Raw genomic sequence first — 24,411 nt, 5'->3', positions numbered from 1 at the left:
CCGTGGCCGGTGGGTGCGCGTCGCGCCCGCCAGCCGCTCGTTGCCGTCCGTCCCTTGTCTTTCGGAGATGTCCCGATGAAGCGTCGCGCCTTCCTGCCCCTGCTGCCCGCCGGCGTCATCGCCGCTGCCTTGCCGCCGCTGGCCGCGGCGCAGCCGTCCGCCACGGCCGGCCGCACCATTCGCCTGGTGGTCGGCTATCCCGCGGGCGGCACGGCCGACGCGGTGGCGCGCCTCTATGCCGAGGAGCTGCAGAAGCGCCTGGGCGCCACCGTGGTGGTGGACAACCGCCCGGGCGCGGGCGGCCAGATCGCGGCCGAGCAGTTCCGCGCGCTGCCGCCCGACGGCAGCGCGCTGCTGCTGGGCAACAGCCACATGTTCTCGACGCTGCCGCTGACCTCGCGTTCGGTGAAGTACGACCCGGTGAAGGACTTCGCGCCGGTGGCCCGGCTCGCGACCTTCGAGGTGGCGCTCGCGGTCAGCGCGGCGCAGCCCGCGAAGACGCTGCAGGAGTACCTCGCGCTGGCGCGCGCGAAGCAGGAGGCGCGCAGCTTCGGCGTGCCCGCCGCGGGCAGCTCGCCGCACTTCGTGGGCTACGTGGTCGGCAAGAAGGAGGGCATCGAGCTGCTGCCCGTGCCCTACAAGGGCGGCGCGCCGCTGCTGGCCGACCTGATGGGTAACCAGATTCCGGCCGCCGTCGATGCGCTCGGCGGGTTCCTGGGCGCGCACCGCGCCGGCAAGATCCGCATGCTGGCCGTGACCGGCCCGCGCCGCGCGGCCAGCGTGCCCGAGGTGCCGACCTTCGGCGAGCTCGGCTTCACCGCGCTCGGCAGCTCGAGCTGGGTCGGGCTGTTCGCGCCGCCCGGCACCTCGCAGGCACTGGTCGATCGCGTGAGCGCGGCCGTGGCCGAGATCGCGGCGCTGCCGTCCACCACCGCGGGCCTGGCCAACGTGGGCTTCGATCCCGCGGCCGGCAATCCGCAGCAGTTGCGTGAGGCGGTGCGCGGCGAGCTCGCGCTGTGGCAGCCGATCATCCGGGAATCCGGCTTCCAGATCGATTGATGAGCGCAGCGCCGATGATCCCGACCGATACGCTGTTCAGCGCCGACTATGCGACGGCGCGCCGCAAGTTCCTGGCCGCCTGCGCGCTGCGCGGCCTCGCGCCCGAGGTGCATGGCCATCCGCTCGCGGGCGCGCAGGGCGAGGCGCTCGCCACCGACGTGGTGCGCATCGGCCCGGCCGACGCGCAGCGCGTGCTGGTGCTGACCTCGGGCGTGCATGGCGTGGAGCTGTTCGCGGGCTCGGGCTGCCAGATCGACTGGCTGCTGACGCAGTCGAGCGACGACCTGCCGCCCGACACCGCCGTGGTGCTGGTGCATGCGATCAATCCCTGGGGCGCCTCCTGGCTGCGGCGCTACACCGAGGACAACGTCGACCTGTGCCGCAACTTCATCGACCATGCGCAGGCGCCGCCCTCGCACAAGTACGCGCCGCTGCATGCCGCGATCGCGCTCGATCCCGGCGATGCCTCGGCCGTGGCCGCGGGCGATGCGCTGCTCGCGGACTTCGCGCGAGTCCATGGCAGCGAGGCGCTCTACAACGCGCTGATGGCCGGGCAGTACAGCTTCGCGCAGGGCATGGGCTTCGGCGGCCAGGCGCCCACCTGGTCGCGCCTGACCATCGAGGCCGTGCTGCGCCGCCATGGCGCCTCGGCGCGCGAGGTCTGCCTGGTCGACTACCACACGGGCCTCGGCCCCTACGGCTATGGCTCGCTGGTCGCGCTGCAGCAGGGCGAGGCGCTGGCGCGCATGCGCGAGGTGTTCGGCGAATGGGTGGTGGCGGTGCACGAGAGCGGCGCGCCCGAGGACTTCGCGCCGGTCACGGGCCACAGCACGCCGGGCTATGAGCGCGCGCTGCCGCAGGCGCGCGTGACGGCGGCCGTGCTCGAGTTCGGCACCGCGCGGCCGCAGCGCATGCTCGAGCTGCTGGTGCGCGACCAGCGCGAATGGGCGACGGGCATCGGCCGCACGCAGCTGTCGGACACGCGGCGCGCGCTGCTGCGTTTCTTCTATCCGGGCGAGCCCGCGTGGCAGCGCAGCCTGGTCGACCAGTCGCGGCAGGTGATCGCGAACGCGCTTCGCTGGTTGGGCGAGGCCTGAAGCCTCGACGTCCTAGGCGTCGTCGACCTGCGCCAGCGAAGTGCGGAAGGCCTGCAGCAGGTCGTCGAAATCGGTGCGCCTGCGGCCTTCCGCGACCGACAGCGCCGACACCGTCACCGGGATGCGCGGCGAGACGCTGCGGATCGACAGCGATTCGCCGCGCGCGAAGCCCGCGGTGAAGGAGTCGATCACACAGGGCCCGAAGCCATCGAGCGTGAGCAGCAGCGCGGACTGGTAGGTCTGCGCCGAGAGCCGCGTGCCCGCGAACACCGCGCTCTCCGACAGCAGGCCCAGCAGGGCCTTGCCGACGAGGTCGTCCTTGTCGATGCCGATGAAGTCGCGCGCCGCGATCTCGGCGATCGGCATGTCCGCGGTGTCGGCGCGCTTCCTTGCACCGGCTTCGCGGCGCTCGACCCACACCAGGTGGCCCGTGCCCACCACCTCGGAATCGATCGGTGGCGCGTCGATCTCGCCATAGGCAATGCCCAGGTCGCATTCGCGCAGCGCCACCGAGCGCGCGATCTCGTCGGAATGGAGGATCTTGATCGAGACCGCGCTGCGCGGATGGCGGGCCTTGAACGACGCGAGCGCGCGCGACAGGCAGGTGGTGGACAGCGAGGGCACGATCGCGATGCGGAACTGCGCCAGGTGGTCGGGCCGCAGCGACTGCGCGAGGCGCCGCAGTTCGTCGACCTGCTCGAAGATCTTCTGCGCGCGCAGATGCAGCTGCCGTGCCTCGGGCGTCGGCTTCATGCCGCCCTTGTCGCGCACGAACAGCGCATAGCCGAGCTGCTGCTCCGCATGCTTGAGCGTCTGCGTCACCGCGGGCTGCGTGACGTTGAGGATGCGCGCCGCGGCACTCACGCTGCCCGACAGCATGATCGCGTTGAAGACCTCGATGTGCTTGAGTTTCATAGGGGGGCCATTAGAAGACCTTATCGCGTTGCGTCAAATTCTGATTTGACGCTCCCGGGCCCCGGATCGGAGACTTCGATGCATGGAAGACAGACGGGGCGCGCCGATCATGGCGCACGCCGGAAGTCGACGGCAACAACCGGCATCGGGAACCTATGGCGCATTCATTGGCGGTGGACCACACCGCACGACACGAGATCGATCCTGGCCTGTTCGACACGCCCGAGGTGCGGCAGGCCTGCATCGACCTCGCCGCCTGCTTTCGCATGGCTGCGAGGCTCGGCATGGAAGAGGGCATCTGCAACCACTTCTCGGCGGTGGTGCCGGGCTTCGACCACTGCTTCATCGTCAATCCCTTCGGACTGGCCTTCGACGAGATCCGCGCTTCCGACCTGATCATCTGCGACTTCGACGGCCGTGTGCTCAAGGGCGACCGGCCGCCCGAGATCACCGCGTATTTCATCCACGCGCGGGTGCATAGAAGCTTGCCGCGCGCCCGTGTCGCGTTCCACACGCACATGCCGTATGCGACCAGCCTCGCGCTGGTCGAAGGTCAGCCGCTGCAATGGGCCGGCCAGACCGCGCTGAAGTTCTACGGGCGCACGGCGGTCGACGACTTCAATGGCCTCGCGCTCGATGCGAGGGAAGGCGACCGCATCGCGGCGGCGATCGGCGACGCCGACGTGGTGTTCATGCGCAACCACGGCGTGATGGTGGTCGGCAAGACCATCGCCGAGGCCTGGAACGACCTGTATTACCTCGAGCGGGCCTGTGAGGTGCAGGTGCTGGCCGAGTCCACGGGCCGCAAGCTCAGCCCCGTGCCGAAGGAACTGGCCGCGGCCACCTATGCGCAGATGCGCAGCGGCGGCAACGAGAGCGCGGTCCAGCACCTGGCGAGCATCAAGCGGCGCCTGCTCAAGACCGATCCCGATTACCTGCTCTGAACGTCACACCCGTACCTCACATGAAATCCCGTCTTCCGCATCTCGCCATCGCCGCTCTCGCATTCGCCTGCCTGGGCGCGCACGCCGCCGAACTGACCGGCCGCCTCAAGGCCATCAAGGAGCGCAACACCATCACCGTGGCCTACCGCGAGTCCTCGATCCCGTTCTCCTACCTCGGTGGCAACGGCCAGCCCATCGGCTATGCGCAGGACATCTGCCAGAGGATCGTCGAGGACATCAAGACCGCCATCGGCAGCCCGGACCTCGTGGTGAAGCGCCAGGCCGTGACCTCGCAGAATCGCATCCCGCTGATCCAGAACGGCACCATCGACCTCGAGTGCGGCACCACCGTCAACAACCCCGAGCGTCAGGCGCTGGTGAGCTTCAGCACCACCTACTTCGTGGTGGGCACCAAATTCGTTTCGCGCAAGGTCGACAAGCTCGCCACGCTGCAGGACCTCAAGGGCAGGACCGTCGTGGCGACCACGGGGTCGAACACCGTGATGCGCCTGCGCGGCATCGACCGCAAGGAAAGCCTGAACCTCAACCTGATCCAGGCGAAGGATTTCTCGGACAGCATGCTGACCTTCACCTCGGGCCGCGCCGATGCCTTCTTCGAGGACGACATCAACCTGGTCGGGCAGATCTCGTTCTCGCTCAACCCGGCCGATTTCAGCCTGAGCACCGACACCCTGAGCCGCGATCCCTACGCGGTCATGCTGCCGCGCGGCGAGCCCGAGTTCAAGGCCGTGGCCGACAAGGCCATCGCGCGGCTGTTCGCCAGCGGCGAGATCAAGGCGCTCTACGACAAGTGGTTCCAGTCGCCGATTCCGCCGCGCGGCGTGAACCTGCATTTCCCGATGAGCGATGCGCTGGCCAAGGTGATCGCGAAGCCGACGGATTCGCCGAATCCGGCGGACTACTGAGCAAGGAGTCCGGCGTGCCTGGCACCCGCAAGGTCGGCATCCTGGGCGGCATGGGGCCCGCGGCCGGCGCGGATTTTTTGCGGCTCTTCGTCGGCGCCTGCGAGGCACGGCTGCGGGCCAGCGGCAGTCCCGTGTCCGACCAGGCCTTTCCCGAACACTGGCTCGCGCAACTGCCGGTGCCCGACCGCACCCTGGCGCTGCTCGAGGACGGCCCCTCGCCCTTCGAAGGGATGGTGAGCGGCATCGAGGGACTGCAAAGCCATGGCGTGGCGAGCATCGCGATCGCGTGCAACACCGCGCATGCGTGGCACGCGAAGCTGCAGCGCTCGCATCCCGACGTGGAGATGCTGCACATCGTCGAGGAGACCGCGAAGTACCTCGCGGCCCAGCGCATCGACGCGGTGTGCCTGCTCGCGACCCAGGGCACCTACAGCCTGGGTTTCTACCAGGCGGCGATGGCGGAGCGCGGCATCGCGTGCCATCTGCCGACGGAGCCGGAGAGAGAGCAGGTCATGCGCGGTATCCGCGATGGCGTGAAGGCCGGGGACCTCGGGCTCGCGACGCGGCTGTTTGCCGAGGTGGCGCGGCGGATGGTCGAGCGGCATGGGTGCGAGAACCTGCTGCTGGCCTGCACTGAGATACCGCTGGCGCTGCATGGCGTGCCGGGGCATGCGGGGGTGCGGTTGGTGGATCCGGCGGATGTGTTGGCGAGGGCGTTGGCCAATCGGGCGTATGAGATGGGTTGATGCCGAGCGCAGGCCCAGTGAGCCGCTGGCTTTGGATATTCGGGGCCCAAAGACCTTGGCGCGTTGGCGCAGTTGGGGAATGCCGTTCGGCATCTGCGTTGGCAGCCAGGATGCATACGCATGTGATCCCGCGCGTGCCATCGGCGTTTGAACAACGCGCTAGCCGAAATGTGCGGATGCCGATGTCGCGCTTCTCCGCAGATGTTGGACGATGCGCCGCGAGCGGCTGCTTTGCAGCGGCTACCGAAATTCGGTCCTGCGCGAATGGGTAGTATCGGCCAGAACCCGCCACTCGCTGAGACGGCCTAATCCGCGTGAAGCCGACGTTCGCGGCGCATTGACAGCGAGGGCGGTTCGGGAAACGCGAGATTGGTTTCTACGCCGCATCTTCCGGCATGCCATCGGCACCAAATTCCACGCCGCGCTCTTCCAGCTTCGCGTGAGCTGCGTGATGCACTACTCCACGTTTGCGCACATCGGACTCCAACAGCCTGCGCAGGGTGGCCTGGCTGACGTTGGCATTGCGCACCACTTCCATTCGAACGCCCCAAAACTTGTCATTCGCGAAACGATCCAGAATCTCTGCGTCTGCTTTCGGGTTCGTGGCCGCCACGGCGCGTATAGATTGACTAGGGTCAGTCAGAAAGGGCTCAAGCTCAATTGCATTGGCGGCACTACTGGCGGCAACGTAGCGGCCCTCCTCTGCATTCTTCTGTTCAGCTGTCTTCTTGACCATAACGCCCTCAAAGGGATGAAATGTAGCTAGCTTCGCATACATCATGGCGGATACATACGAATTCCGGCTGCGTCAGTCGGACAACGTTCCGAAGGTTGGATCTGCCATCCAAGGATTCGAGTGACCGCCTTGCATCATCGATGATGAGGGGTGCGCTCGCAACGCCACAATGGTTCCCATTGCGACTTTCGAAAGTCGAGCGCCTGCACGAATTTTGGAGGTGCTAATGTGCACGGGATATGCTGCTAGTCGCGGCGGTCACCTCCCTCCGTTGAGTCAACGCTGTTGATATAAGAAGCACTATGAAAATGAATAAAAAAGAGTTGGCTATCCTCAAGGAGGCCGAGGCCCGCGGCATGCAAGTGGATTGGCCCGCGTTGGAAAGGAAGTTCAATTTCGGCATTTCTGGAATTGTGACGCATCCTGTTGATGTAGGAATTTTTGGCGAGACTGCGAAGAAAGTTACGGCACTGGCGGAGGCTGACGATTTTTCCTGCGAACTCGATTCGATAATCGTTTTCCCCATAATTTCTGAGCCTTCTATTTACAAAAGACATGATTTCATAAAGCACAAACATAGTCAAAAAAGTGTATTTGTTGGATTGAATATAGATTTTTTTAAATGGAACACAGCCCCAGCTCGAGAAAAGAAATTTCTTGTAAAAAATTTATTTCGCGAGGCGATAACTGGCATTCGAGATAATGCGCTTTCGGAAGTTGGTAAATTGACATTGCTCTTGTATATCGAACTAGTCTAGTTTCTTGGAATTTGGCTAAGCTGCCCGTCGACATCATTCAAAATGCGTTCTTCAGGAATCGCACCTAAGTCCTTGATCTAGCGAGAATGACGACCTCTGCGAGAACATGTTTTTGCCTCGTTTTCTTGCATGAATTTGTTCCCCGAATAGCAGACCTGCAAATTTTGTTCCGCAGCTGGCGGGTACGTAATCGGCTGCCCATCCAATCTTGATCGAAAGCAGGCGCACGCGGCTAGACTTCTGCTAACGGCCAATTCCGGACCCCTGAGGTCAAGGCTGAGTTCGCCCATCTTTCCGTGATAGCCCGGTGAGCCAGGAAATCTGCTTCTTTTACTCACAAGACCGCCAACGTCGCATCGCGCTCTTTCGTCGAGAGGAGGGGAGTTTTGGGTTCGTTGAGCAATACCACTTCAACAAGGAAGCCGCTGGCATCGAAGGGTGGGCCTCCTACGCGCCCAGCCCTTCCTTCTACGCGGACTTGGAGATTGCCAAAGAGGAGGCGGTACTAGGCATCCAATGGGCTGCCAGCGACGATGGATTTATCGCCGCAGACCCCGCGGTCTAAACGCTGCTTCCGGCTAGGAGCAGATCTTGGAATGAACGATGGATGACGACTTCTCAATCGAGGTATTTGCCCCGAAAGGCCATGAGGTTCTCAGGCCTCATCTGCCTTCATGTCCCTTCTCGTTGACCATCGAGTGGTCGGACGTGGCGAAGACCGAGGTTCTTGTTCAGGGCCAGGCGTCGCCCACGACGGGCTTCTTCTTCGAGGCGCGTGAAGGTGACTCGTACCTCTACGGAGCTTGCGGCCCTGACCGCGATATTGAAGGCCTTTCAGCGGTTCTTCGTGCTGCTGGGCTGTCCCACCACATCGAGCGAATTCAACACAACCTCGATACCGACGACGAGTTCATAGCCTATCTCGATGAGAGAGACGGCAGGTCACAACGATGGCTCTTCTCGCGCAGTTGACGTCGAGCTGAACGTCCGCTTAGGGGCTGGCTGAACTTCGGCTTTGGGCCCGAAGCCGAAGTTCGGCTCCGCTGAAAGCAGACATCCAGGACGCATGGCGCGTTCACCAAAGTCGCTTGGGCGCCCCAGGCACACTCTCCAGAGGAAACGGAAACCTGGGCTCCACATGCCGAGTTGTTTCCATGGTTGCCACCAATGTGCGGTACCGCTCGAGCAACGCTCCCTGAGCGCCCCAATCTTCGTTCTCATCCTCAATCGGGTTCGAGGCAGCTTGCCTCGGCGTTACCAACCGTCCATGATGAGTATTTCCAGTCATAGCGAAACACGACTTCAAACGAAGGTTGAAAGTAGCTCCTGGCCGAACGCGAACACTGAAGAGAATCGATTGACGAGGATCTCCTGTTCGAATGCTCGAGGCAGTGCTCGGTCGTTCAAGCGTGCAAAGGCTTTCGTCCCAGCACCCGCGCCAGATCGTCCAGCAATGCCCGCTCCCGCACATCGAGCGCCGATGCATCGACATGGCGCCAGTTGCGTTCGTAAGTACCCCAAGCCTCCTCAGGCGTGAGTTCGGTGTCTGGCGCCAATTGCCAGCCAAGACGTCGCAACTGCGGATAGTCGGCGACTCGTATGCCGCCGGGGACGGGCACGGGAGTGGCGGCCTGCGTCGATGGGATCACATCGACATCGAGCCCCAGCGCCGCGATGGCATTCATGTAGGCACCCATCGTGACCGAGGGCTCGCCGCGTTCGATGCGGGCCAGCGTCATGCGAGAGATGCCCGCGGCCTCTGCCGCGGTGGTGGCGCTGACCTTCAACGCCTTGCGGCGCTCATGAATGCGCCGGCCGAACGCTGTGAGGCGATGGTCGGCCGTGGGAGCGATGGGAGGGGCTGCGGGCATATGTGTATCTCATCGTAGACAAATTCGAAATTTGTCTGAAACGAGATACGGGTTCGGGCCCATAGCCCGACCCGCCCCAGCCAATATCAGAGCCCCAACGCCTTCGCCACCCCCGCCCCATACGCCGGATCGGCCTTGCTGCAGTTGTCGATGTGCCGCCGCTTGATGAACTCCGGCGCATCGCCCATCGCGCGTGCGGTGTTGTCGAACAGCGCCTGCTGCTGCTCGGGCTTCATCAGGCGGAACAGGTCGCCGGGCTGCTTGTAGTAGTCGGCGTCGTCTTCGCGGAAATTCCAGAAGTCGGCGTCGCCGCGCAGCTTGAGCGGCGGCTCGCGGTAGTCGGGTTGCTCCTGCCACTGGCCGAAGCTGTTGGGCTCGTAGTGCAGGGTGCCGCCGTAGTTGCCGTCCACGCGCATGGTGCCGTCGCGGTGGTTGCTGTGCACCGGGCAGCGCGCGGCGTTCACGGGGATCTGGTGGTGGTTGACGCCGAGGCGGTAGCGCTGCGCGTCGGAATACGCGAACAGGCGCGCCTGCAGCATCTTGTCGGGCGACACGCTGATGCCGGGCACGAGGTTGTTGGGCGCGAAGGCGCTCTGCTCGACGTCGGCGAAGAAGTTCTCGGGGTTGCGGTTGAGCTCCATCACGCCGACCTCGATCAGCGGATAGTCCTTCTTGGGCCAGACCTTGGTGAGGTCGAAGGGGTGGTAGGGCACCTTCTCCGCATCGGCCTCGGGCATGACCTGCACGTAGAGGGTCCACTTGGGGAAGTCGCCGCGGCCGATCGAATCGAACAGGTCGCGCTGGTGGCTCTCGCGGTCGCTGCCGACGAGCGCGGAGGCCTCGGCGTCGGTGAGGTTCTTGATGCCCTGCTGCGTCTTGAAGTGGAACTTGACCCAGAAGCGCTCGTTGGCCGCGTTGACGAAGCTGTAGGTGTGCGAGCCGAAGCCGTGCATGTGGCGGTAGCTCGAGGGGATGCCGCGGTCGCTCATCACGATGGTGACCTGGTGCAGCGCCTCGGGCAGCGAGGTCCAGAAGTCCCAGTTGTTGGTGGCGCTGCGCATGTTGGTCTTCGGATCGCGCTTCACCGCCTTGTTGAGGTCGGGGAACTTGCGCGGGTCGCGCAGGAAGAACACGGGCGTGTTGTTGCCCACCAGGTCCCAGTTGCCTTCCTCGGTATAGAACTTCAGCGCGAAGCCGCGGATGTCGCGCTCGGCATCGGCCGCGCCGCGTTCGCCAGCCACGGTGGTGAAGCGCGCGAACATCTCGGTTTTCTTGCCGACGGCGCCGAACAGCTTGGCGCGGGTGTACTTCGTGATGTCGTGTGTGACGGTGAAGGTGCCGAAGGCGCCCGAGCCCTTGGCGTGCATGCGGCGCTCGGGAATGATCTCGCGGTTGAGGTTGGCGAGCTTCTCGATCAGCCAGACGTCCTGCATCAGCAGCGGGCCGCGCGGGCCGGCCGTGAGGCTGTTCTGGTTGTCGACCACGGGCGCGCCGAAGGCGGTGGTCAGGGGGGTCTTGTTCTGGGGATCGGATGGGTTGCTCATGGGGCGTCCTCTCGTCGTGGGTTGAAAGCAGGTCCACTCTACGAGCATCCGATGACCTTTCCAAACGACCTCCGTGGGGGGACGGGGGATACGATGGAATGATGCGGCGCGGCGCGGAATCGAGTAGGCAATCGGCCTGCCCCCGCGCGCGGCGCCGCGCGCTAGCCTCGCATCCGCTCGACCGCGTCGATCCAGCGCGCGAAGGCCGCCATCTGGTCGGTCACGAACTTGCGCGTGGTCTCGTCGGTGCAGCGGCCGGTCTCGGCGTCGAACTTGGTGGGCGCGTGGCCGATGAAGACCTCGGGCTTGACCAGCGGCATGGCGTTGAGGAACAGCATGACCTTGCGCAGGTCGTACTGCACGCGCGCGCCGCCCAGCGGGCCGGGCGCGGCGCTGACGATCGCCACCGGCTTGGCGTTGAAGGGCTGGTCCTCGCCGCGGCTGAGCCAGTCGATGAGGTTCTTGAGCCCGCCGGGAATGCTGAAGTTGTACTCGGGCGTGGCGATCAGCACGCCATCGGCGGCGCGGATGCGCTCGCGCAGCGCGGCGACCGATGGCGGCAGGCCGCGCGCGTAGTCGTCGGCATCGAACACGGGCACCTCGCGCCATTCGAGCAGAGTGAGGGAGGCGCCCTCGGGCAGCACCTCGCGCGCGAGCTGGACCACGTGGCGGTTCACGGAGGCGGCGCGCAGGCTGCCGCAGAGGGCGACGATGTCGCGGGTTGTCATTCGGAATCCTTGGAGAGTTGGAACAGGGAAGCAGTGAGCGGGCTCACTCGAGCGAGATGCTGTTGTCCTTGACGACCTTGACCCAGCGCTTCGATTCGGTGCCGACCAGCTGGGTGAAGTCCGCCGGGGAACCGCCGACCGGAATCAGCCCGAACTCGCCGAGATAGCGACGGTACTCGTCGGACTCGGCGATGCGGCGCGACAGGCTGGCGAGCAGGTCGACGATGGGCTGCGGCGTGCCCTTGACCGCGAACACGCCATGCCACGAGTCGCCCTCGAAGCCCGGGAAGGCCTCGGCCACGGTGGGCACCTGCGGCAGCGACTCGAGCCGGTGCGTGCTCGACACGGCCAGCGGCCGCACCTTGCCGGCCTTGATGTAGGGCAGCACGTCGGCGATCGGCGAGAACGCGGTGCTGACGCGGCCGCCGAGCACGTCGGTCAGGCCGCCATCGCGGTAGGGCACGTGGTTGAGCGCGAGGCCGGCGCTGTTGGCGAAATAGGCCATCGACATGTGCGGCACGGTGCCCACGCCGTACGAGGCATAGCTGACCTCGCCGGGCCGCGCCTTCGCGTCCTTGATGAGGTCGGCGAGCGTCTTGTACGGCGACTGCACCGGCACCGACACCACCAGCGGAATCGACAGCATGCGCGTCACCGGCACCAGGTCCTGCGGCTGGTAGGGCAGCTTCTTGTAGACGAAGGGGTTGATGGTGAGCGTGCCGCTCGCGGTGTAGAGCAGGGTGTAGCCGTCGGCGGGCGCGGTGGTGACGGCCTGCGTGCCGACGATGGTGGAGGCGCCGGCGCGGTTGTCGATCACCACGGGCTGCTGCAGCTGCTTGGAGATGCGGTCGCCCCAGTAGCGCGCCATCACGTCGGGCGCGGTGCCGGCGGGGAACGGCACCACCACGCGGATCGGCTTGCTCGGGTACTTGTCTTGCGCATGGGCGCAGGCGACGGCGGCGAGGCCGAGGGCCAGCGTCCAGGCGGTACGGTGGAAGAGGGGACGGATCGCGGTCGGCATGGTGGTCTCCGGTGCGCCGGACTTGGGTGCCGGCTGGTTGAAGCGCGGGGTGCGCGCGGTGCCAGCGAATCTAGGTGTTCCACTGCGCGCAATGAAGCGCCTCCGGCGGAAAGCTTTGTTCCGCCTGCAGGAAAACTCGGGCGCGGGAGTATCCTCGGCGCCTCTTCGAACCCGCCCACGGACCCAAGCGATGGACACGCCGTTCAGTCTGCCTTCCGCCTATCGCCTCGCGTCGACCCGCCGCTGGGGCCGCACCCAGGGACTGACGGTGACGCCGACCGGCGCGGCGCGCGGCCGGCGCGAGTTCCTGTGCTTTCGGCCCGGCTTCTATCTGTCGCTGGGCCATGTCACGCACCTGGAAGAAAGCCGCGAGGTCTATCGCAGCGGCGACTTCATCAAGCTGCATTTCCGGCTCGAGGGCGAGAGCCGGGTCGGCCAGCCCGGCAGCGCGGGCGCGCAGACGGTGAGCGCGATGAGCGTGAGCACCCTGCTGCAGCCTCCCGGCGCGGCCAAGGAGGAGTTCTTCGCGAGCGAGGTGCGCGAGCGTTCGGTCACGCTGTGCTGCTCGCGCGATTTCCTCTCGGAGGAACTGGGCCTGCTCGAGCTGCCGCTCGACGGGCCTTTCGGCGCCTTCATGCAGGCGCGGCCCGATCGTTTCGAGCTGCTGCGCTTTCCGCTGAGCACGGCGCAGCACGAGATCGCCGATGCGCTGCTCGACGACGGATCGGGCGACCGCTTCAGAGGGCTCTATGCCGAGGCCAAGGCCTTCGAGCTGTTGCATGGCTTTCTGACGCGCGGCTTCGGCGATGCGCCCGTCGATGGCGCCACGGCCGCGGCGCGCGAGCGGCTGGCGCCGCTCAAGGACCACATCGACACGCATCTGAGCGAGGTCTTCGACATGCGCAGCTTGGCGCGCCGTTTCGGGCTCAGCGAGAGCCGCCTCGCGCGCGGCTTCCGGCAGGCCTATGGCAGCTCGCTGTTCGAGTACGTGGCCAGGGCGCGGCTGGCACGCGCTCGGGTTCTGCTGGAACAGGGGCGCCAGAGCGTGACCGAGATCGCGCTCGATGTGGGCTATGGCCATGCCGCGAACTTCAGCACCGCCTTCAAGCGCCACTTCGGGCTGAGTCCGCAGGCGGCCCGGCAGGCCGCGCGCTCGGGTCACGGCGGGCACTGACGCGCCGGCTCAGACCACGTCGGCCGGGGCGATCAGCACCCGCGTGTACTTGTTCATCGCCTCGACCTCGAGGCCGAGCCAGCGCGCGACCTGTTCCACCGACGTGCCGCGGCGAAGCTGGCGCAGCGCGAAGGTATGGCGCAAGCGGAACGAACCGCCTTCGGCGCTGTCGAGCCCGGCCTGCGCGAGCAGCTCGCGGGCGCAGCGGTACTGCGATTCCTTGCCCCAAGGCTTGCCCGTGCGCGTCGAGGGAAAGAGCTGCTCGCCCGGGATGCCCAGTTGGGCGCGGACCTGCAGCCAGTGCTTGAGCAGCTCGGCGGCCCAGGGCGCGATCGGCGTTTCGCGCGACGGCAGGTTGCCGTTGCCGGGCACGGCGATCTTCCAGGGACGGTCGGCCACGCGGCCGCCCGCGATGGTGGGTGCGTCGAGGGCCAGCGCGCGCACGTCGCCCGGTGCGAGGCCGGCGCCGAGCTGCAATCCCACGGCCGCATGGTTGCGCAACTGCTGCCAGGTCAGCGGCTGGCCGCGGCCTTCCGACGAGGCGCCCGGGCGCGGGCGCGCGCGCGAGAGAAACAGGATCAGGTGCTTGGCCTCGGACGCCGACAGGAACTCGGGCGGTGGATCGGCACTGGCCGCTTCGGCATAGCGGATCTCGGGATGGGCCAGCAGCCAGTCGGCCGCGGCCGTGCTGGGCGGCAGGTCGTGCATGGCGCAGCGATGGCGCAGCACGTGGTCGATCAGGCGCACCAGACGCAGCGCATGGCGCGGCGAGAGCGACAGGTCGCTGCTCTTGATGCCGTAGCGCGCGGCCTTGAAGGCGTCGAGATCGGCGGGGGAGAGGGACTCCAGCGTCACCCGCGGCGACTGGCCCAGGCACCACGAGGTGAAGCCGTTCCACATGTCGCGGTAGACCGCCATCGACGAGGCCTCGCGCAGGGTGCCGGCGGCGCTGCGCGCCGCGAGCCATTCCTCGAAAGCCGATTCATGCGGGGTGCCGACGGGGTCGGTATCGAAGAGGGAAGGCGTGACCATGGAAATACGCTAACGGCCTAGGTTTGGGGTGGAGGAACGGCGCTGGCGTTGATTGGCAATCAGCCGATCGCGATGCAAGTACGGCCGTTAGTTTATTTATAGAGGTGGAATGGTGCAGCAACAAGACATCCGGCGCGAGCGCTTTCGCGACCTGTATTTCCGATGTGTCGCGATCCGGCTTTTCGACCCACTGTTTTCGGTTGGCAATTTATCGGGCAGCCGTTTTCAAGAATCGCCATGGGCTGCCGAGGCCCCCGCTGACAGGCCAGGGGCCCGGCACACGGCAATTTCCCGTGCATGCTGAGCCTGAACGCCCTGTCACCCATGCTGGCCGCTTCGCGCCCCATCGATCTGCGCGAGGAGGGTTGGATCTACGAGCAGCGATTGAGCGGTTGCCGCCTGCTGGCGCAGACGCGTACGCCCACGCGGTCGGGCAAGGTGCAATTGCAGACGCGCGATGGATCGGACGCGACGGGTTGGTTTCCCGAGGTGGTGGAAAGTCTGGCCCAGTTGAAGGAAGGTCCCTTCATCCTCGATGGGGTGGCGTGCGTGCTCGACGACAAGGGCCGCTGCGACGGCGAAGGACTCAGCGAGCGTGCGAGGCGGCGCGGGTGGTATCGCGGCGCCCGGCCCGTGTTCTATTTCGTCTTCGATCTGTTGATGGCGCAGGGCGCGGACCTCACCGGCGAACCGCTGTCGCAGCGCAAGCAAGGGCTCTCGCGACTGCTCGGAACGCCCTTGCTCAACGTGATTCCGGTCCATCACTACGAGCGTTCGGAAGCCATGGCCCTGCTGCGCCAGGGACGGAACCAGGAGGACTTCGCGGGCCTGATGGCCAAGTGGGGAACGAGCGTCTATCGCCCCGGCGTTCGTTCGGCCGATTGGGTGGCGCTCAATGCGCGGGAGTCGCACGCGGGCCTCTAGCCCGATGTTTGCGCGGAACCAGTCCGGGCGTTCGCGAGTCGCATCGGGCGATCGGCGGGCCACCGGCTTGCGTGTGTCGGCATCTTTTCCGACAGGCGCGTCGAGGGCCGCTGACTACGCTCGTCGGCAGTTCCCGGGTGATACCGGGTGTTCCGATTCCAGCCAGCCTGTTTCTATGTCACGCGACATGTCCTCGATGCCTCTGCCTCCGTCCCTCCATCCGTTCTTTCTCCGGAAGCAGCCGAAAGCGCCCGCATCGAGCGGCACCGGGCGCGATGCACTGTCGCATTCGGAGCGCCATCAGGACTGGGAATTCCACTACAGCCTCGCGCCGGTGCCCGCGCGCGCCACCTTCTCGGGCACCGCGCAGATCCATCGCCAGGGCGAGCGCCATTGCGAACTGCCGATCTTCGAGCCGCAGTGCAACACGCTGGCATCGATCGACCTGTTGCGCGAGCAGTGCCTGGCATGGATCGAGAGCCGCTCGGCGGCCGTGGGTCCGCCGCCTCCCGCCAACTGAAGCGCATGGACTGGATCTCCTGGCTGCAGTGGCCCGCCTTCGTCGCTTCGGTGGGCGCCGCCTGGCTGGTGGCATCGAATGCGAAGGGCCGCCGCAACACGGGGTTCTGGGTCTTCCTCGCGAGCAATGTGCTGTGGGGCGTCTGGGGCGTCTATTCGAGCGCCTGGGCGCTGATCGCGCTCCAGGTCTGCCTGGCCATCATGAACCTGCGCGGTCTCGGCAAGACCAAGGAAGCGTCCTCGCAGAACTGATCGACCGCCGGCTTGGCGCGGAAAACAGCCTTATCGGTCAAAAATAGCCAACAGGGCTAAAATGGCCAGATTCCTCCCTCGGAGAAGTCCATGGCTGCCCTCTGGCCCCCGCTCGATCAACTGCCGCGTCAGAACGCCTCGCAGGTCAAGAACCGCTGGGGCGAGGTCGTGCGCCAGGTCCGCCAGTCGGGCAGCGTGGCGATCACGAACCACGCCAATGTCGAGATGGTGCTGCTCGACGCGGCCACCTACGAACAGCTGACCACCGATCTGCAGGCGCTGCGCTCGCGCGAAGCCCACGTGCTCGAGGAACTCGGCGCGCGCTTCGATGCGCGGCTGGCGGTGCTGCAGCACGAGGACAGCGCGGCCCGGCTCGACGGCCTGTTCGAGGCGCGCGGCAAGCAGCGTCGGCGTCCGCGGGCCGGCGAAAGCTTCTGATGGGCGCCGCCGCGGCACGGCGGCCGTTCATCTTCGTGCTGGCCGGCGTCAATGGCGCCGGCAAGAGCTCGGTGGGCGGCGCGATGCTGGCCGAGCACGGCCTCGACTGGTACAACCCCGACCGTTTCGCGCGCGAGCTGGTGGCCGCGCTCGGCATCGACATCGCCGATGCCAACGGCCGCGCCTGGGAGCATGGCCGTGCGCGGCTAGCGGCCGCCGTCGAGAGCGGCCGTAACTTCGCCTTCGAGACCACGCTGGGCGCCCGCACCATCCCTGACCTGCTGGCGCGCGCCGCGCGCAGTCACGACGTCTCGATGATCTTCTGCGGCCTGGCCTCGCCCGAGCTGCATCTGCGCCGCGTGCGCGCCCGCGTGCTGCGCGGCGGCCACGACATCCCCGAGGCGAAGATCCGCGAGCGCTGGACCGCCTCGCGCGCCAACCTGATCCGGCTGCTGCCGCATCTCGCGCGGCTGCAGGTGTTCGACAACAGCGCTGAGGCCGCGCCGGGCGAGGAGATCGACGATCCCGTGCTGGTGCTCGAAGTCATCGGTGGCCAGGTCACGCATCCGGCGCCCGAGGATGCCGCGGCGCTGGCCGCCACGCCCGCGTGGGCGCGGGCCATCGTGCAGGCGGCGATCGAGCAGGCGCGATCGCCGGACGGCGCCGCCTGATTCGCGCTCAGGCGGGCAGCGCGCCGGGCCGGACCGTCTCGCCCGCGATCGCGCGCCGCGCGACATGGGCCACGCCCTCGGCATCCAGCATGTAGTGACGGTACAGGTGCGTGGGCGGGGCGATCAGGCTGTACTCGTCGTGGATGCCGTGCCGCACGAGGCGCACCGAAGCGCCGACATCCGACAGCACCTCCGCCACCGCGGCGCCGAGGCCGCCGAGCACGTTGTGCTCCTCCACCGTCATCAGCAGCTTCGATCGGCCGGCGGCCTCGAGCACCGCCGCGCGGTCCAGCGGCTTCACCGTGGCCATGTCGAGCACGCCGACCGACAGCCCCTCGGCGCGCAGCGCCTTGGCCGCCTCGAGCGCGGAGAAGACCGGCATGCCGCAGGCAACGATCGTGAGGTCGGTGCCCTGGCCGTGCGCGATCGCCTTGCCGATGCGGAAGTCGATGCCCCCCGCGTAGATCTCCGGATCGCGGCCGCGACCGATCCGGAAATAGATCGGCTCGGGCCAGTCGACCGAGGCCTTGATCGCGGCCTGCAGCTGGTGGCCGTCCGCGGGCGAGATGATCGTGAGCCCGGCGATCGAGCGCATCGTGCCGATGTCCTCGGTCGCATGGTGCGAGGTGCCGTAGAAGCCGAGCGAGATGCCCGTGTGGTGGCCGATCAGCCGCACCGGCAGCGCGCTGTAGGCCACGTCCATGCGGATCTGCTCGCAGCACAGCAGGCCGAGAAAGGAAGCGAAGGTCGCCACGAACGGCATCTGGCCCGTGGTCGCGAGGCCGGCCGCGGCCGACACCATGTTCTGTTCGGAGATGCCGAACTGGATGTAGCGCTCGGGAAAGGCGGCCGCGAACTTGTTGAGGCCGTTCGAATACTGCAGGTCGGCCGAGCCGGCCACGACCGGATGGCCGGCCTCGGCGAGTTCGATCAGGGCGTCCGAGAGCATGCTCAATCCGGGCGTGGTGGCGTTGAGCGAGCGGTACTGCCAGCTTTCGGGGGAGAGGGGTTGGGACATCGGGTAGGCCTCGTGGTCAGATTTCGGTTTGCATGATTTCTTCGATCGCGCGCGCGGCGTCCTCGGGCGACAGGTAGCCCAGGTGCCAGCCGGGCTCGGTCTCCATGTACGACACGCCCTTGCCCTTCACCGTGTGGGCGATCACGCAGGCGGGCCGCTCGCGCCGCGCGTCCTGCTTGAGGCGGCGCAGCAGCTGCGTGAGGGCCGAGAGGTCGTGGCCGTCGACCTCGTGCGTCTCCCAGCCGAAGGCGCGCCATTTGTCGGCCAGGCCCTCGATGCCGATCACGTCGTCGACGCGGCCGTCGAGCTGGAAGCCGTTGCGGTCGACGATGGCGATGAGCTTCGAGAGCCGGTAGTGAGCCGCGAACATCGCGGCTTCCCAGACCTGGCCCTCCTGCATCTCGCCGTCGCCGAGCATCACGAAGGTGTCGAAGCCGCGCTTCGCGATACGGCCGCCGAAGGCCATGCCGGCACCGGCCGACAGCGCATGGCCGATCGAGCCCGAGCTGAAGTCGATGCCCGGCACCTTGCGCATGTCGGGGTGGTCGCCCAGCGGATTGCCCAGGCGGGTGTAGCCGTCGAGCGTGGCGCGGTCGATGTAGCCGTACTCCGCGAGGATCGGGAACAGGCCCACCGCCGCATGGCCCTTGCCCATGAGGAAGCGGTCGCGATCCGGCCAGCGCGGCTCGTTGGCGCGGATGGCCATCACGTCGTAGTAGAGCGAGGCGAACAGCTCGGCGGCGGAGAACACCGAGCTGTAGTGGCCGACCTTGGCGATCTCGATCAGCCGGATCGTTTCGAGACGGATGAAGCGGGCCTTCTCGCGCAGGCGGTGGAGCTCTTCCGCGGACAGGGCGGACGGGGCGGGCGGTGATTCGGACGGGAATGGCATATCGATTGCGTGGCTAGGGGGTGAAAGAAGCCCGCGCGCATGGGCATGCGCCGCGGGCGGGCTGAGGGGTTCGGGAGCGTGGTGCGGGGCCTGCGTCCTCCATCGGGTTTTCCATCAACGGGTCGAGCGAAAAAAGACTTGTCTCGCTCGGAATCAACATATAGGATATATCCTACATCACCGATCGGGGCCTGCAAAGTCCGATTTCCCACCCACTGTCCAGAAGGTTGTCCATGACGGTTGCATCCGCGCGTTCCCGCTGTCGCGCAGGCATTTCCAAACTCGCCGCGCTCCTCGCGCTGGCCGCCGCCGCCACCTCGTCGATGGCGGCCGATCTCACGGTCGTCGGCTTCGGCGGCGCCTTGCAGGAAGCGTTTCGCAGCGCCTACTTCGAGCCGTTCAGGAAGCAGGGCGGCATCGCGCTGGTGGAGGACAGCTACCCCGGCGGCTATGCGCGGCAGAAGGCCATGGTCGAGACCGGCAACGTGACCTGGGACCTGGTGCAGATGGACGAGAACGAGATGGCCTCGGCCTGCGAGCAGGGCCTGCTCGAACCCATCGACCGCAAGCAGTTCGCGAAGGCGCAGGACATCAACCCCGCGGCCTTCGCCAGGTGCGGCGTGGGCGCCTTCGTCTGGTCGAAGGTGCTGGCCTACGACGGCCGCAAGTTCGGCGACAACGGGCCGCGCACCTGGGCCGAGTTCTGGGACACCCGGCGCTGGCCCGGCAAGCGCGGCCTGCGCAAGCAGCCGCGCATGACGCTGGAGATCGCGCTGCTCGCGGACGGCGTGCCCGCCGCCGATGTCTACAAGGTGCTCGCCACCAAGGCCGGGCAGGACCGTGCCTTCGCCAAGCTCGACCAGCTGCGGCCTTCCATCGTCTGGTGGGAGTCGGGCGCGCAGCCGCTCGAATGGCTCGAGAGCGGCACGCTGGCCGCCACCGCCGCCTACAGCGGACGCATCGCCTCGGCCAACCAGCAGGGCAAGCAGTTCCGATTCAGCTGGGACGGCCAGCTCTACAGCATGGACTACTGGACCATCGTGAAGGGCAGCCCGCACCGCCAGCAGGCCTACGCGCTGCTCGACTCGATGTTCGACGCGCAGCGCCAGGTCGCCTTCGCGCAGGCCATTCCCTACGGCGTGACCAACACCCGCGCCGCCGCCGCGATGCCCGAGGCGCTGCGCCCGCTGCTGCCGACCTCGCCGCAGAACCTGCGCAACGCGCTGCTGCTCGACACCGCCTTCTGGGTCGACCATGAGGAAGAGCTGCTGCAGCGCTTCACGCGCTGGGTGTCGCAACGTTGAGGCCCGCGACGATGTCCACCGGTTCCTCCGCCGTCTCGCTCGCCGTTCCGGCCGTTCCCGCTGCGCCGGCCGGTTCCGGCGCGGCCCTGAAGCGCTCGACCCACCGCGCGGGCCGGCGCCAGCGGCTGGTGTCGCTGCTGCTGGTCGCGCCGCTGCTGCTCTACGGCGCCGTCTTCTTCCTGCTGCCGCTGGCGATGATGATCCACCGCGCCGTCGACAACCCCGAGGTGCGCGAGGCGCTGCCGCGCACCGCGCAGGTCCTCGCCGACTGGCAGTCCGCGGCCGGCTCGCTGCCCGGCGATCCCGCCTTCGCCGCACTGGCGGCCGACATGGCGCAGGCCCAGGGCACGCGCGCCATCGGAGAACTCGGCCGGCGCATGAACTACGAGATCAGCGGCTACCGCACGCTGGTGATGAAGACCGCGCGCCGCGCCGGCACCGACGCGCCCGCCGCGACCGATGCCAGGGCCTGGCTGCTCGAGGGCGACCCGCGCTGGGGCGAGGCCGCCTACTGGAGCGCGCTGCGTCGCGCCGCCACGCCCTATACCGGACGCTACCTGCTGGCCGCGCTCGACATGGCGGTGGATGACGACGGCGGCATCGTGCGCGCCGAGCCCGACCAGCGCATCTACCTCGACATCCTCTGGCGCACGCTCTCGATCGCGGGCGCGGTCACGCTGGCCTGCCTGCTGCTCGGCTATCCGCTCGCGGCGCTGCTGGTGAAGGCACCCAAGCCGATCGCCTTCGCGATCATGCTGGCGGTGCTGCTGCCCTTCTGGACCTCGCTGCTGGCGCGCACCACGGCCTGGATCGTGGTGCTGCAGGAGAACGGGCTGGTCAATGCGCTGCTGCAGGCCATCGGCGTCGTGAACCAGCCGCTCGCGCTGATCTTCAATGCCACCGGCCTCTACATCGTGATGGTGCACATCCTGCTGCCCTTCGCCGTGCTGCCGATCTACAACAGCCTCAAGAGTATTCCGCCGCACCTGATGCGCGCCTCGTCCTCGCTCGGCGCGCACCCGGTGCGCGGCTTCCTGCACGTCTACCTGCCGCTGAGCCTGCCGGGCGTGGCGGCCGGCGGCCTGCTGACCTTCATCGTGGCCGCGGGCTACTACATCACGCCCTCGCTGGTCGGCAGCGCGCGCGAGCAGATGCTCGGCTACTTCGTCGCCTTCTACGCCAACAACACCGTCAACTGGGGCATGGCCTCGGCGCTCGGCCTGATGCTGCTGGCCTGCGTGATGGCGGTGTACCTGGTGGCGGCTTCCACGCTCGGCGTGAAGCAGCTCGCTGGCATCAAGTGAAAGACGGGAACCCCTTCGCATGACCCACCGCCAATTCGCCCGCGCCGCCGGCGCCGTGCACTACCTGTACGGCGCGCTGATGGTGTGCTTCCTGCTGCTGCCGCTGCTCGCGATGACGCCGATCTCGCTGAGCGCCGGCTCCTTCCTGTCCTACCCGCTGCCGGGCTTCTCGACCCAGTGGTACCAGCGCGTGTTCTCGCCCGGCCCCTGGCTCGATTCGCTGCGCAACAGCCTCGTGGTCGGCATGTGCTCGACCCTGATCGCCACCGTACTCGGCACGCTCGCGGCCTTCGCCTTCGCGCGGCGCAACCTGCCGGCGCGGCGCACGCTGCTCGGCTTCCTGATGGCGCCGATGATCGTGCCGCCCGTGATCACCGGCCTGGGCATGTACTTCCTGTTCTCGCGCATCGGGCTCACGGCCTCGCTGCCGGGGCTGGTCATCGCGCACGCGGTGCTGTCGACGCCCTTCGTCGTCATCACGGTCACGGCCACGCTGCAGCAGTTCGACATGGGCCTGCTGCGCGCCGCCTACAGCCTGGGCGCCTCGCCCGTGCGCGCCTTCTTCACCGTGGTGGTGCCGATCGTCATGTCGGGCATCGTCTCGGGCGCGCTGTTCGCGTTCATCACCTCGTTCGACGAGGTCGTGGTCGCCATCTTCATCGGCGGTCCCGGCCAGCGCACGCTGCCGCGCCAGATGTTCGACGGCATCCGCGACACCATCGACCCCTCGATCATCGCCATGTCGACCTTCCTGATGGTCGTCGCGGCGGTGGCACTCACGCTGTCGGCCTGGCTGAGCCAGCGCGCGGCCCCCGTTCAACGCCCCAAGGACTCCGGAAGCTCCACATGAACCCAGACTTCTCCGCCGGCGTCGCCCACGTCGACGGCCAGTACGTCGCGCTGCGCGACGCCCGCATCCCCCTCGTCGACCGCGGCTTCGTGCGCTCCGACGCCACCTACGACGTGGCCCACGTCTGGCAGGGCCGCTTCTTCCGGCTCGACGACCACATCGACCGCTTCCTGTGGTCGATGGGCGAGCTGCGCATGAGCCTGCCGCTCTCGAAGAAGGAGATGCGCCACATCCTCGAGCAATGCGTGGCGCTCAGCGGCCTGCGCGACGCCTATGTGCAGATGACCTGCACGCGCGGCGTGCCGCCACCGGGCTCGCGCGATCCGCGCGAATGCCAGAACCGCTTCTATGCCTTCTCGCAGCCCTTCGTCTGGATCGGCACGCCGGCGCAACAACGCACGGGGCTCGCGATGGTGATCAGCCAGGTGCAGCGCATCGCGAGCGCGGCGATCGACACGCGCGTGAAGAACTTCCACTGGCTCGACCTGACCATGGGCATCTTCGAGGCCTACGACCGCGGCGCGCTGGTCGCGGCGCTGCCCGATGCCCAAGGCAACGTGACCGAGGGCGCGGGCTTCAACATCTTCGGCGCCAAGGACGGCGCGCTGTTCACGCCGCGGCGCAACGTGTTCGAAGGCATGACACGGCGCACCGTGATCGAGCTCGCGCGCCAGCTCGGCATCGGCTGCGAACTGGCCGACATCCCCGTGCAGCGGCTGCGCGAGGCCGACGAGATCTTCATCACCAGCACCGCTGGCGGCGTGATGCCCGTGACCCGGCTCGACGGCGCCAGCGTGGGCAGCGGCGAGGTCGGTCCGCTGACGCAGCAGCTGCAGCGCATGTACTGGCAGCGCGCGGCGGACGACCCGCGCAACACCCCCGTGCCCTACGAGAACGTGGCCGCCGCGCGCGGCGGCAAGGAGCTCGCATGATCGTCGTCACCGGAGGCACCCACGGCATCGGCGCGGCCATCGTCGCGCAACTGGCCGGCACTGGCGAACAGGTGCTGTTCACCGGCCGCGACACCGCGGCCGGCGAGGCGCTGGCGCAGCACACCGGCGCCCACTTCGCGGCCGCCGACGCGTCCGATCCCGCGGCCGTGGCCGAGGTCGTCGCGCGCGCCGAGGCGCTGGGCGGCGGCGTCATCGACGGGCTGGTCAACAACGCGGGCGCCGGTTCGCGCAGCGCGTTTCTCGAGCTGAGCGTCGACGACTGGGACCGGCTGATGGCGGTCAACCTGCGCTCGGTGTTCCTGTTCAGCCAGAAGGCGCTGCCGGCGCTGCAGAAGTCGCCGCGCGGCGCCGTCGTCAACGTGGCCTCGATCGCCGGCAAGGTCGGCGAGGAGGGGCTCGCGGCCTACTGCGCCTCGAAGGGCGGCGTGATCGCGCTCACGCAGGCGCTGGCGCTGGAGTTCGGCGAGCGCGTGCGCTTCAACGCGGTGTGCCCCGGCCAGATCGCCACGCGGATGATGGCGCGCGTGATCGCCGACGCCGACCGCCTGGCCGCGCTCACGCGGCGCATTCCCGCCGGCCGGCTCGGCGAGGCCGGCGAAGTGGCCGACACGGTCTGCTGGCTGCTCTCGGCGCAGGCCAGCTTCATCAACGGTGCGGTGCTCACGGTCGACGGCGGCGAAACCGCCGGCTACCGCACGCCGCCGCTGCCCGGCGCACCGCGCGCCTGAACGCTCC

28 protein-coding genes are annotated in these 24,411 nt (G+C 67.4%); 19 read left to right on the top strand and 9 right to left on the bottom strand.

Annotation, left to right across the window (positions count from 1 at the left end; all coding sequences use genetic code 11):
• The first annotated feature begins 75 nt into the window (after nucleotides 1-75).
• Together INQ48_32165 and INQ48_32160 are read left to right on the top strand one after the other, a co-directional pair.
• Entirely contained in the window at nucleotides 76-1,059 is a 984-nt protein-coding gene (locus INQ48_32165; protein ID QRF62211.1) for a Twin-arginine translocation pathway signal, read from the top strand.
• Nucleotides 1,059-2,156, top strand: coding sequence for a DUF2817 domain-containing protein (locus tag INQ48_32160; protein ID QRF62210.1), 1,098 nt, complete (start codon nucleotides 1,059-1,061; stop codon nucleotides 2,154-2,156). Before INQ48_32165 ends, INQ48_32160 begins: the two co-directional genes overlap by 1 nt.
• Before the next feature lie 12 nt (nucleotides 2,157-2,168).
• Here INQ48_32160 and INQ48_32155 read toward each other — a convergent pair whose 3' ends face one another.
• Complete coding sequence (locus INQ48_32155; protein QRF62209.1) at nucleotides 2,169-3,071, bottom strand: LysR family transcriptional regulator; 903 nt, start codon at nucleotides 3,069-3,071, stop codon at nucleotides 2,169-2,171.
• A 155-nt stretch (nucleotides 3,072-3,226) separates the two neighbouring features.
• On the opposite strand from INQ48_32155, the gene INQ48_32150 reads away from it, so the two are divergent.
• From INQ48_32150 to INQ48_32140, 3 genes are read left to right on the top strand one after another with little or no spacing between them, the layout of a single operon-like run.
• Entirely contained in the window at nucleotides 3,227-4,015 is a 789-nt protein-coding gene (locus INQ48_32150; protein QRF62208.1) for an aldolase, read from the top strand.
• A gap of 20 nt (nucleotides 4,016-4,035) precedes the next feature.
• Nucleotides 4,036-4,941 carry an amino acid ABC transporter substrate-binding protein gene (locus tag INQ48_32145; GenBank protein QRF62207.1) on the top strand — a complete coding sequence of 302 codons (906 nt, stop codon included), beginning with the start codon at nucleotides 4,036-4,038 and terminating at the stop codon, nucleotides 4,939-4,941.
• A gap of 14 nt (nucleotides 4,942-4,955) precedes the next feature.
• The gene (locus tag INQ48_32140) at nucleotides 4,956-5,687 is read left to right on the top strand and encodes an aspartate/glutamate racemase family protein (protein ID QRF62206.1); all 732 of its coding nucleotides are present in this window, start codon (nucleotides 4,956-4,958) and stop codon (nucleotides 5,685-5,687) included.
• A gap of 376 nt (nucleotides 5,688-6,063) precedes the next feature.
• Here INQ48_32140 and INQ48_32135 read toward each other — a convergent pair whose 3' ends face one another.
• Nucleotides 6,064-6,423 (bottom strand): hypothetical protein, encoded by a 360-nt coding sequence (locus tag INQ48_32135; GenBank protein QRF63041.1) that lies wholly within the window; start codon nucleotides 6,421-6,423, stop codon nucleotides 6,064-6,066.
• Between the two features lie 308 nt (nucleotides 6,424-6,731).
• Between INQ48_32135 and INQ48_32130 the strand changes: the two genes are divergently transcribed.
• From INQ48_32130 to INQ48_32120, 3 genes are all read left to right on the top strand, one after another.
• Complete coding sequence (locus tag INQ48_32130; protein ID QRF62205.1) at nucleotides 6,732-7,181, top strand: hypothetical protein; 450 nt, start codon at nucleotides 6,732-6,734, stop codon at nucleotides 7,179-7,181.
• Nucleotides 7,182-7,488: 307 nt separating this feature from the next.
• Nucleotides 7,489-7,746 carry a hypothetical protein gene (locus INQ48_32125; protein QRF62204.1) on the top strand — a complete coding sequence of 86 codons (258 nt, stop codon included), beginning with the start codon at nucleotides 7,489-7,491 and terminating at the stop codon, nucleotides 7,744-7,746.
• 38 nt (nucleotides 7,747-7,784) lie between these two features.
• Entirely contained in the window at nucleotides 7,785-8,153 is a 369-nt protein-coding gene (locus INQ48_32120) for a hypothetical protein (protein QRF62203.1), read from the top strand.
• A 431-nt stretch (nucleotides 8,154-8,584) separates the two neighbouring features.
• Here the strand turns inward: INQ48_32120 and INQ48_32115 are convergent, their stop codons facing one another.
• From INQ48_32115 to INQ48_32100, 4 genes are all read right to left on the bottom strand, one after another.
• On the bottom strand, nucleotides 8,585-9,052 hold the full coding sequence (locus tag INQ48_32115; GenBank protein ID QRF62202.1) for a helix-turn-helix transcriptional regulator: 468 nt from the start codon (nucleotides 9,050-9,052) through the stop codon (nucleotides 8,585-8,587).
• A gap of 86 nt (nucleotides 9,053-9,138) precedes the next feature.
• Nucleotides 9,139-10,596, bottom strand: a complete 1,458-nt coding sequence (locus INQ48_32110) for a catalase (protein ID QRF62201.1) — start codon at nucleotides 10,594-10,596, stop codon at nucleotides 9,139-9,141.
• A gap of 161 nt (nucleotides 10,597-10,757) precedes the next feature.
• A complete protein-coding gene (locus INQ48_32105; GenBank protein QRF62200.1) occupies nucleotides 10,758-11,324 on the bottom strand; it encodes an NAD(P)H-dependent oxidoreductase in 567 nt (188 codons plus the stop codon).
• Between the two features lie 43 nt (nucleotides 11,325-11,367).
• Nucleotides 11,368-12,345, bottom strand: coding sequence for a tripartite tricarboxylate transporter substrate binding protein (locus INQ48_32100; protein QRF62199.1), 978 nt, complete (start codon nucleotides 12,343-12,345; stop codon nucleotides 11,368-11,370).
• A gap of 190 nt (nucleotides 12,346-12,535) precedes the next feature.
• Between INQ48_32100 and INQ48_32095 the strand changes: the two genes are divergently transcribed.
• Entirely contained in the window at nucleotides 12,536-13,519 is a 984-nt protein-coding gene (locus INQ48_32095; GenBank protein QRF62198.1) for a helix-turn-helix transcriptional regulator, read from the top strand.
• 9 nt (nucleotides 13,520-13,528) lie between these two features.
• Here INQ48_32095 and INQ48_32090 read toward each other — a convergent pair whose 3' ends face one another.
• Nucleotides 13,529-14,551, bottom strand: a complete 1,023-nt coding sequence (locus INQ48_32090; GenBank protein QRF62197.1) for a site-specific integrase — start codon at nucleotides 14,549-14,551, stop codon at nucleotides 13,529-13,531.
• A 297-nt stretch (nucleotides 14,552-14,848) separates the two neighbouring features.
• On the opposite strand from INQ48_32090, the gene INQ48_32085 reads away from it, so the two are divergent.
• From INQ48_32085 to INQ48_32065, 5 genes are all read left to right on the top strand, one after another.
• Nucleotides 14,849-15,475 carry a hypothetical protein gene (locus INQ48_32085; GenBank protein ID QRF62196.1) on the top strand — a complete coding sequence of 209 codons (627 nt, stop codon included), beginning with the start codon at nucleotides 14,849-14,851 and terminating at the stop codon, nucleotides 15,473-15,475.
• 187 nt (nucleotides 15,476-15,662) lie between these two features.
• A complete protein-coding gene (locus INQ48_32080) occupies nucleotides 15,663-15,995 on the top strand; it encodes a hypothetical protein (GenBank protein QRF62195.1) in 333 nt (110 codons plus the stop codon).
• Nucleotides 15,996-16,000: 5 nt separating this feature from the next.
• Nucleotides 16,001-16,246 (top strand): hypothetical protein, encoded by a 246-nt coding sequence (locus INQ48_32075; protein QRF62194.1) that lies wholly within the window; start codon nucleotides 16,001-16,003, stop codon nucleotides 16,244-16,246.
• Between the two features lie 90 nt (nucleotides 16,247-16,336).
• Entirely contained in the window at nucleotides 16,337-16,684 is a 348-nt protein-coding gene (locus INQ48_32070) for a type II toxin-antitoxin system prevent-host-death family antitoxin (GenBank protein QRF62193.1), read from the top strand.
• Nucleotides 16,684-17,355 (top strand): hypothetical protein, encoded by a 672-nt coding sequence (locus tag INQ48_32065; protein ID QRF62192.1) that lies wholly within the window; start codon nucleotides 16,684-16,686, stop codon nucleotides 17,353-17,355. The genes INQ48_32070 and INQ48_32065 overlap by 1 nt, the downstream gene beginning before the upstream one ends.
• Before the next feature lie 7 nt (nucleotides 17,356-17,362).
• Here INQ48_32065 and INQ48_32060 read toward each other — a convergent pair whose 3' ends face one another.
• Together INQ48_32060 and INQ48_32055 are read right to left on the bottom strand one after the other, a co-directional pair.
• The gene (locus INQ48_32060) at nucleotides 17,363-18,373 is read right to left on the bottom strand and encodes a transketolase (GenBank protein ID QRF62191.1); all 1,011 of its coding nucleotides are present in this window, start codon (nucleotides 18,371-18,373) and stop codon (nucleotides 17,363-17,365) included.
• 16 nt (nucleotides 18,374-18,389) lie between these two features.
• Complete coding sequence (locus tag INQ48_32055) at nucleotides 18,390-19,265, bottom strand: transketolase (GenBank protein ID QRF62190.1); 876 nt, start codon at nucleotides 19,263-19,265, stop codon at nucleotides 18,390-18,392.
• A gap of 233 nt (nucleotides 19,266-19,498) precedes the next feature.
• On the opposite strand from INQ48_32055, the gene INQ48_32050 reads away from it, so the two are divergent.
• The 5 genes from INQ48_32050 to INQ48_32030 are packed head-to-tail and all read left to right on the top strand — an operon-like array spanning nucleotide 19,499 to nucleotide 24,404.
• Nucleotides 19,499-20,569: an ABC transporter substrate-binding protein gene (locus INQ48_32050; protein ID QRF62189.1), complete on the top strand. Its 1,071-nt coding sequence runs from the start codon at nucleotides 19,499-19,501 to the stop codon at nucleotides 20,567-20,569.
• An 11-nt stretch (nucleotides 20,570-20,580) separates the two neighbouring features.
• Nucleotides 20,581-21,873 carry an ABC transporter permease gene (locus tag INQ48_32045; GenBank protein ID QRF62188.1) on the top strand — a complete coding sequence of 431 codons (1,293 nt, stop codon included), beginning with the start codon at nucleotides 20,581-20,583 and terminating at the stop codon, nucleotides 21,871-21,873.
• A gap of 19 nt (nucleotides 21,874-21,892) precedes the next feature.
• Nucleotides 21,893-22,723: an ABC transporter permease gene (locus tag INQ48_32040; protein QRF62187.1), complete on the top strand. Its 831-nt coding sequence runs from the start codon at nucleotides 21,893-21,895 to the stop codon at nucleotides 22,721-22,723.
• The gene (locus INQ48_32035) at nucleotides 22,720-23,655 is read left to right on the top strand and encodes an aminotransferase class IV (protein QRF62186.1); all 936 of its coding nucleotides are present in this window, start codon (nucleotides 22,720-22,722) and stop codon (nucleotides 23,653-23,655) included. The genes INQ48_32040 and INQ48_32035 overlap by 4 nt, the downstream gene beginning before the upstream one ends.
• On the top strand, nucleotides 23,652-24,404 hold the full coding sequence (locus INQ48_32030) for an SDR family oxidoreductase (protein QRF62185.1): 753 nt from the start codon (nucleotides 23,652-23,654) through the stop codon (nucleotides 24,402-24,404). Before INQ48_32035 ends, INQ48_32030 begins: the two co-directional genes overlap by 4 nt.
• Nucleotides 24,405-24,411 lie beyond the last annotated feature (7 nt).

The organism is Variovorax paradoxus (genome assembly GCA_016806145.1).
Lineage (GTDB): Bacteria > Pseudomonadota > Gammaproteobacteria > Burkholderiales > Burkholderiaceae_C > Variovorax.
Note: the sequence above shows the minus strand (reverse complement) of the source record. Positions and strands in the feature narration are given on the sequence as shown.

Bases quoted from the DNA above. Each gene is read 5' to 3' on its own strand.
- INQ48_32050 (QRF62189.1), top strand. From the start codon at position 19,499: ATGACGGTTGCATCCGCGCGTTCCCGCTGTCGCGCAGGCATTTCCAAA.
- INQ48_32030 (QRF62185.1), top strand. From the start codon at position 23,652: ATGATCGTCGTCACCGGAGGCACCCACGGCATCGGCGCGGCCATCGTC.
- INQ48_32095 (QRF62198.1), top strand. From the start codon at position 12,536: ATGGACACGCCGTTCAGTCTGCCTTCCGCCTATCGCCTCGCGTCGACC.
- INQ48_32065 (QRF62192.1), top strand. From the start codon at position 16,684: ATGGGCGCCGCCGCGGCACGGCGGCCGTTCATCTTCGTGCTGGCCGGC.
- INQ48_32150 (QRF62208.1), top strand. From the start codon at position 3,227: ATGGCGCATTCATTGGCGGTGGACCACACCGCACGACACGAGATCGAT.
- INQ48_32110 (QRF62201.1), bottom strand. From the start codon at position 10,596: ATGAGCAACCCATCCGATCCCCAGAACAAGACCCCCCTGACCACCGCC.
- INQ48_32090 (QRF62197.1), bottom strand. From the start codon at position 14,551: ATGGTCACGCCTTCCCTCTTCGATACCGACCCCGTCGGCACCCCGCAT.
- INQ48_32085 (QRF62196.1), top strand. From the start codon at position 14,849: ATGCTGAGCCTGAACGCCCTGTCACCCATGCTGGCCGCTTCGCGCCCC.
- INQ48_32130 (QRF62205.1), top strand. From the start codon at position 6,732: ATGAATAAAAAAGAGTTGGCTATCCTCAAGGAGGCCGAGGCCCGCGGC.
- INQ48_32075 (QRF62194.1), top strand. From the start codon at position 16,001: ATGGACTGGATCTCCTGGCTGCAGTGGCCCGCCTTCGTCGCTTCGGTG.
- INQ48_32105 (QRF62200.1), bottom strand. From the start codon at position 11,324: ATGACAACCCGCGACATCGTCGCCCTCTGCGGCAGCCTGCGCGCCGCC.
- INQ48_32115 (QRF62202.1), bottom strand. From the start codon at position 9,052: ATGCCCGCAGCCCCTCCCATCGCTCCCACGGCCGACCATCGCCTCACA.
- INQ48_32165 (QRF62211.1), top strand. From the start codon at position 76: ATGAAGCGTCGCGCCTTCCTGCCCCTGCTGCCCGCCGGCGTCATCGCC.
- INQ48_32135 (QRF63041.1), bottom strand. From the start codon at position 6,423: ATGGTCAAGAAGACAGCTGAACAGAAGAATGCAGAGGAGGGCCGCTAC.
- INQ48_32045 (QRF62188.1), top strand. From the start codon at position 20,581: ATGTCCACCGGTTCCTCCGCCGTCTCGCTCGCCGTTCCGGCCGTTCCC.
- INQ48_32060 (QRF62191.1), bottom strand. From the start codon at position 18,373: ATGTCCCAACCCCTCTCCCCCGAAAGCTGGCAGTACCGCTCGCTCAAC.
- INQ48_32145 (QRF62207.1), top strand. From the start codon at position 4,036: ATGAAATCCCGTCTTCCGCATCTCGCCATCGCCGCTCTCGCATTCGCC.
- INQ48_32155 (QRF62209.1), bottom strand. From the start codon at position 3,071: ATGAAACTCAAGCACATCGAGGTCTTCAACGCGATCATGCTGTCGGGC.
- INQ48_32035 (QRF62186.1), top strand. From the start codon at position 22,720: ATGAACCCAGACTTCTCCGCCGGCGTCGCCCACGTCGACGGCCAGTAC.
- INQ48_32120 (QRF62203.1), top strand. From the start codon at position 7,785: ATGGATGACGACTTCTCAATCGAGGTATTTGCCCCGAAAGGCCATGAG.
- INQ48_32100 (QRF62199.1), bottom strand. From the start codon at position 12,345: ATGCCGACCGCGATCCGTCCCCTCTTCCACCGTACCGCCTGGACGCTG.
- INQ48_32055 (QRF62190.1), bottom strand. From the start codon at position 19,265: ATGCCATTCCCGTCCGAATCACCGCCCGCCCCGTCCGCCCTGTCCGCG.
- INQ48_32070 (QRF62193.1), top strand. From the start codon at position 16,337: ATGGCTGCCCTCTGGCCCCCGCTCGATCAACTGCCGCGTCAGAACGCC.
- INQ48_32040 (QRF62187.1), top strand. From the start codon at position 21,893: ATGACCCACCGCCAATTCGCCCGCGCCGCCGGCGCCGTGCACTACCTG.
- INQ48_32160 (QRF62210.1), top strand. From the start codon at position 1,059: ATGAGCGCAGCGCCGATGATCCCGACCGATACGCTGTTCAGCGCCGAC.
- INQ48_32080 (QRF62195.1), top strand. From the start codon at position 15,663: ATGTCCTCGATGCCTCTGCCTCCGTCCCTCCATCCGTTCTTTCTCCGG.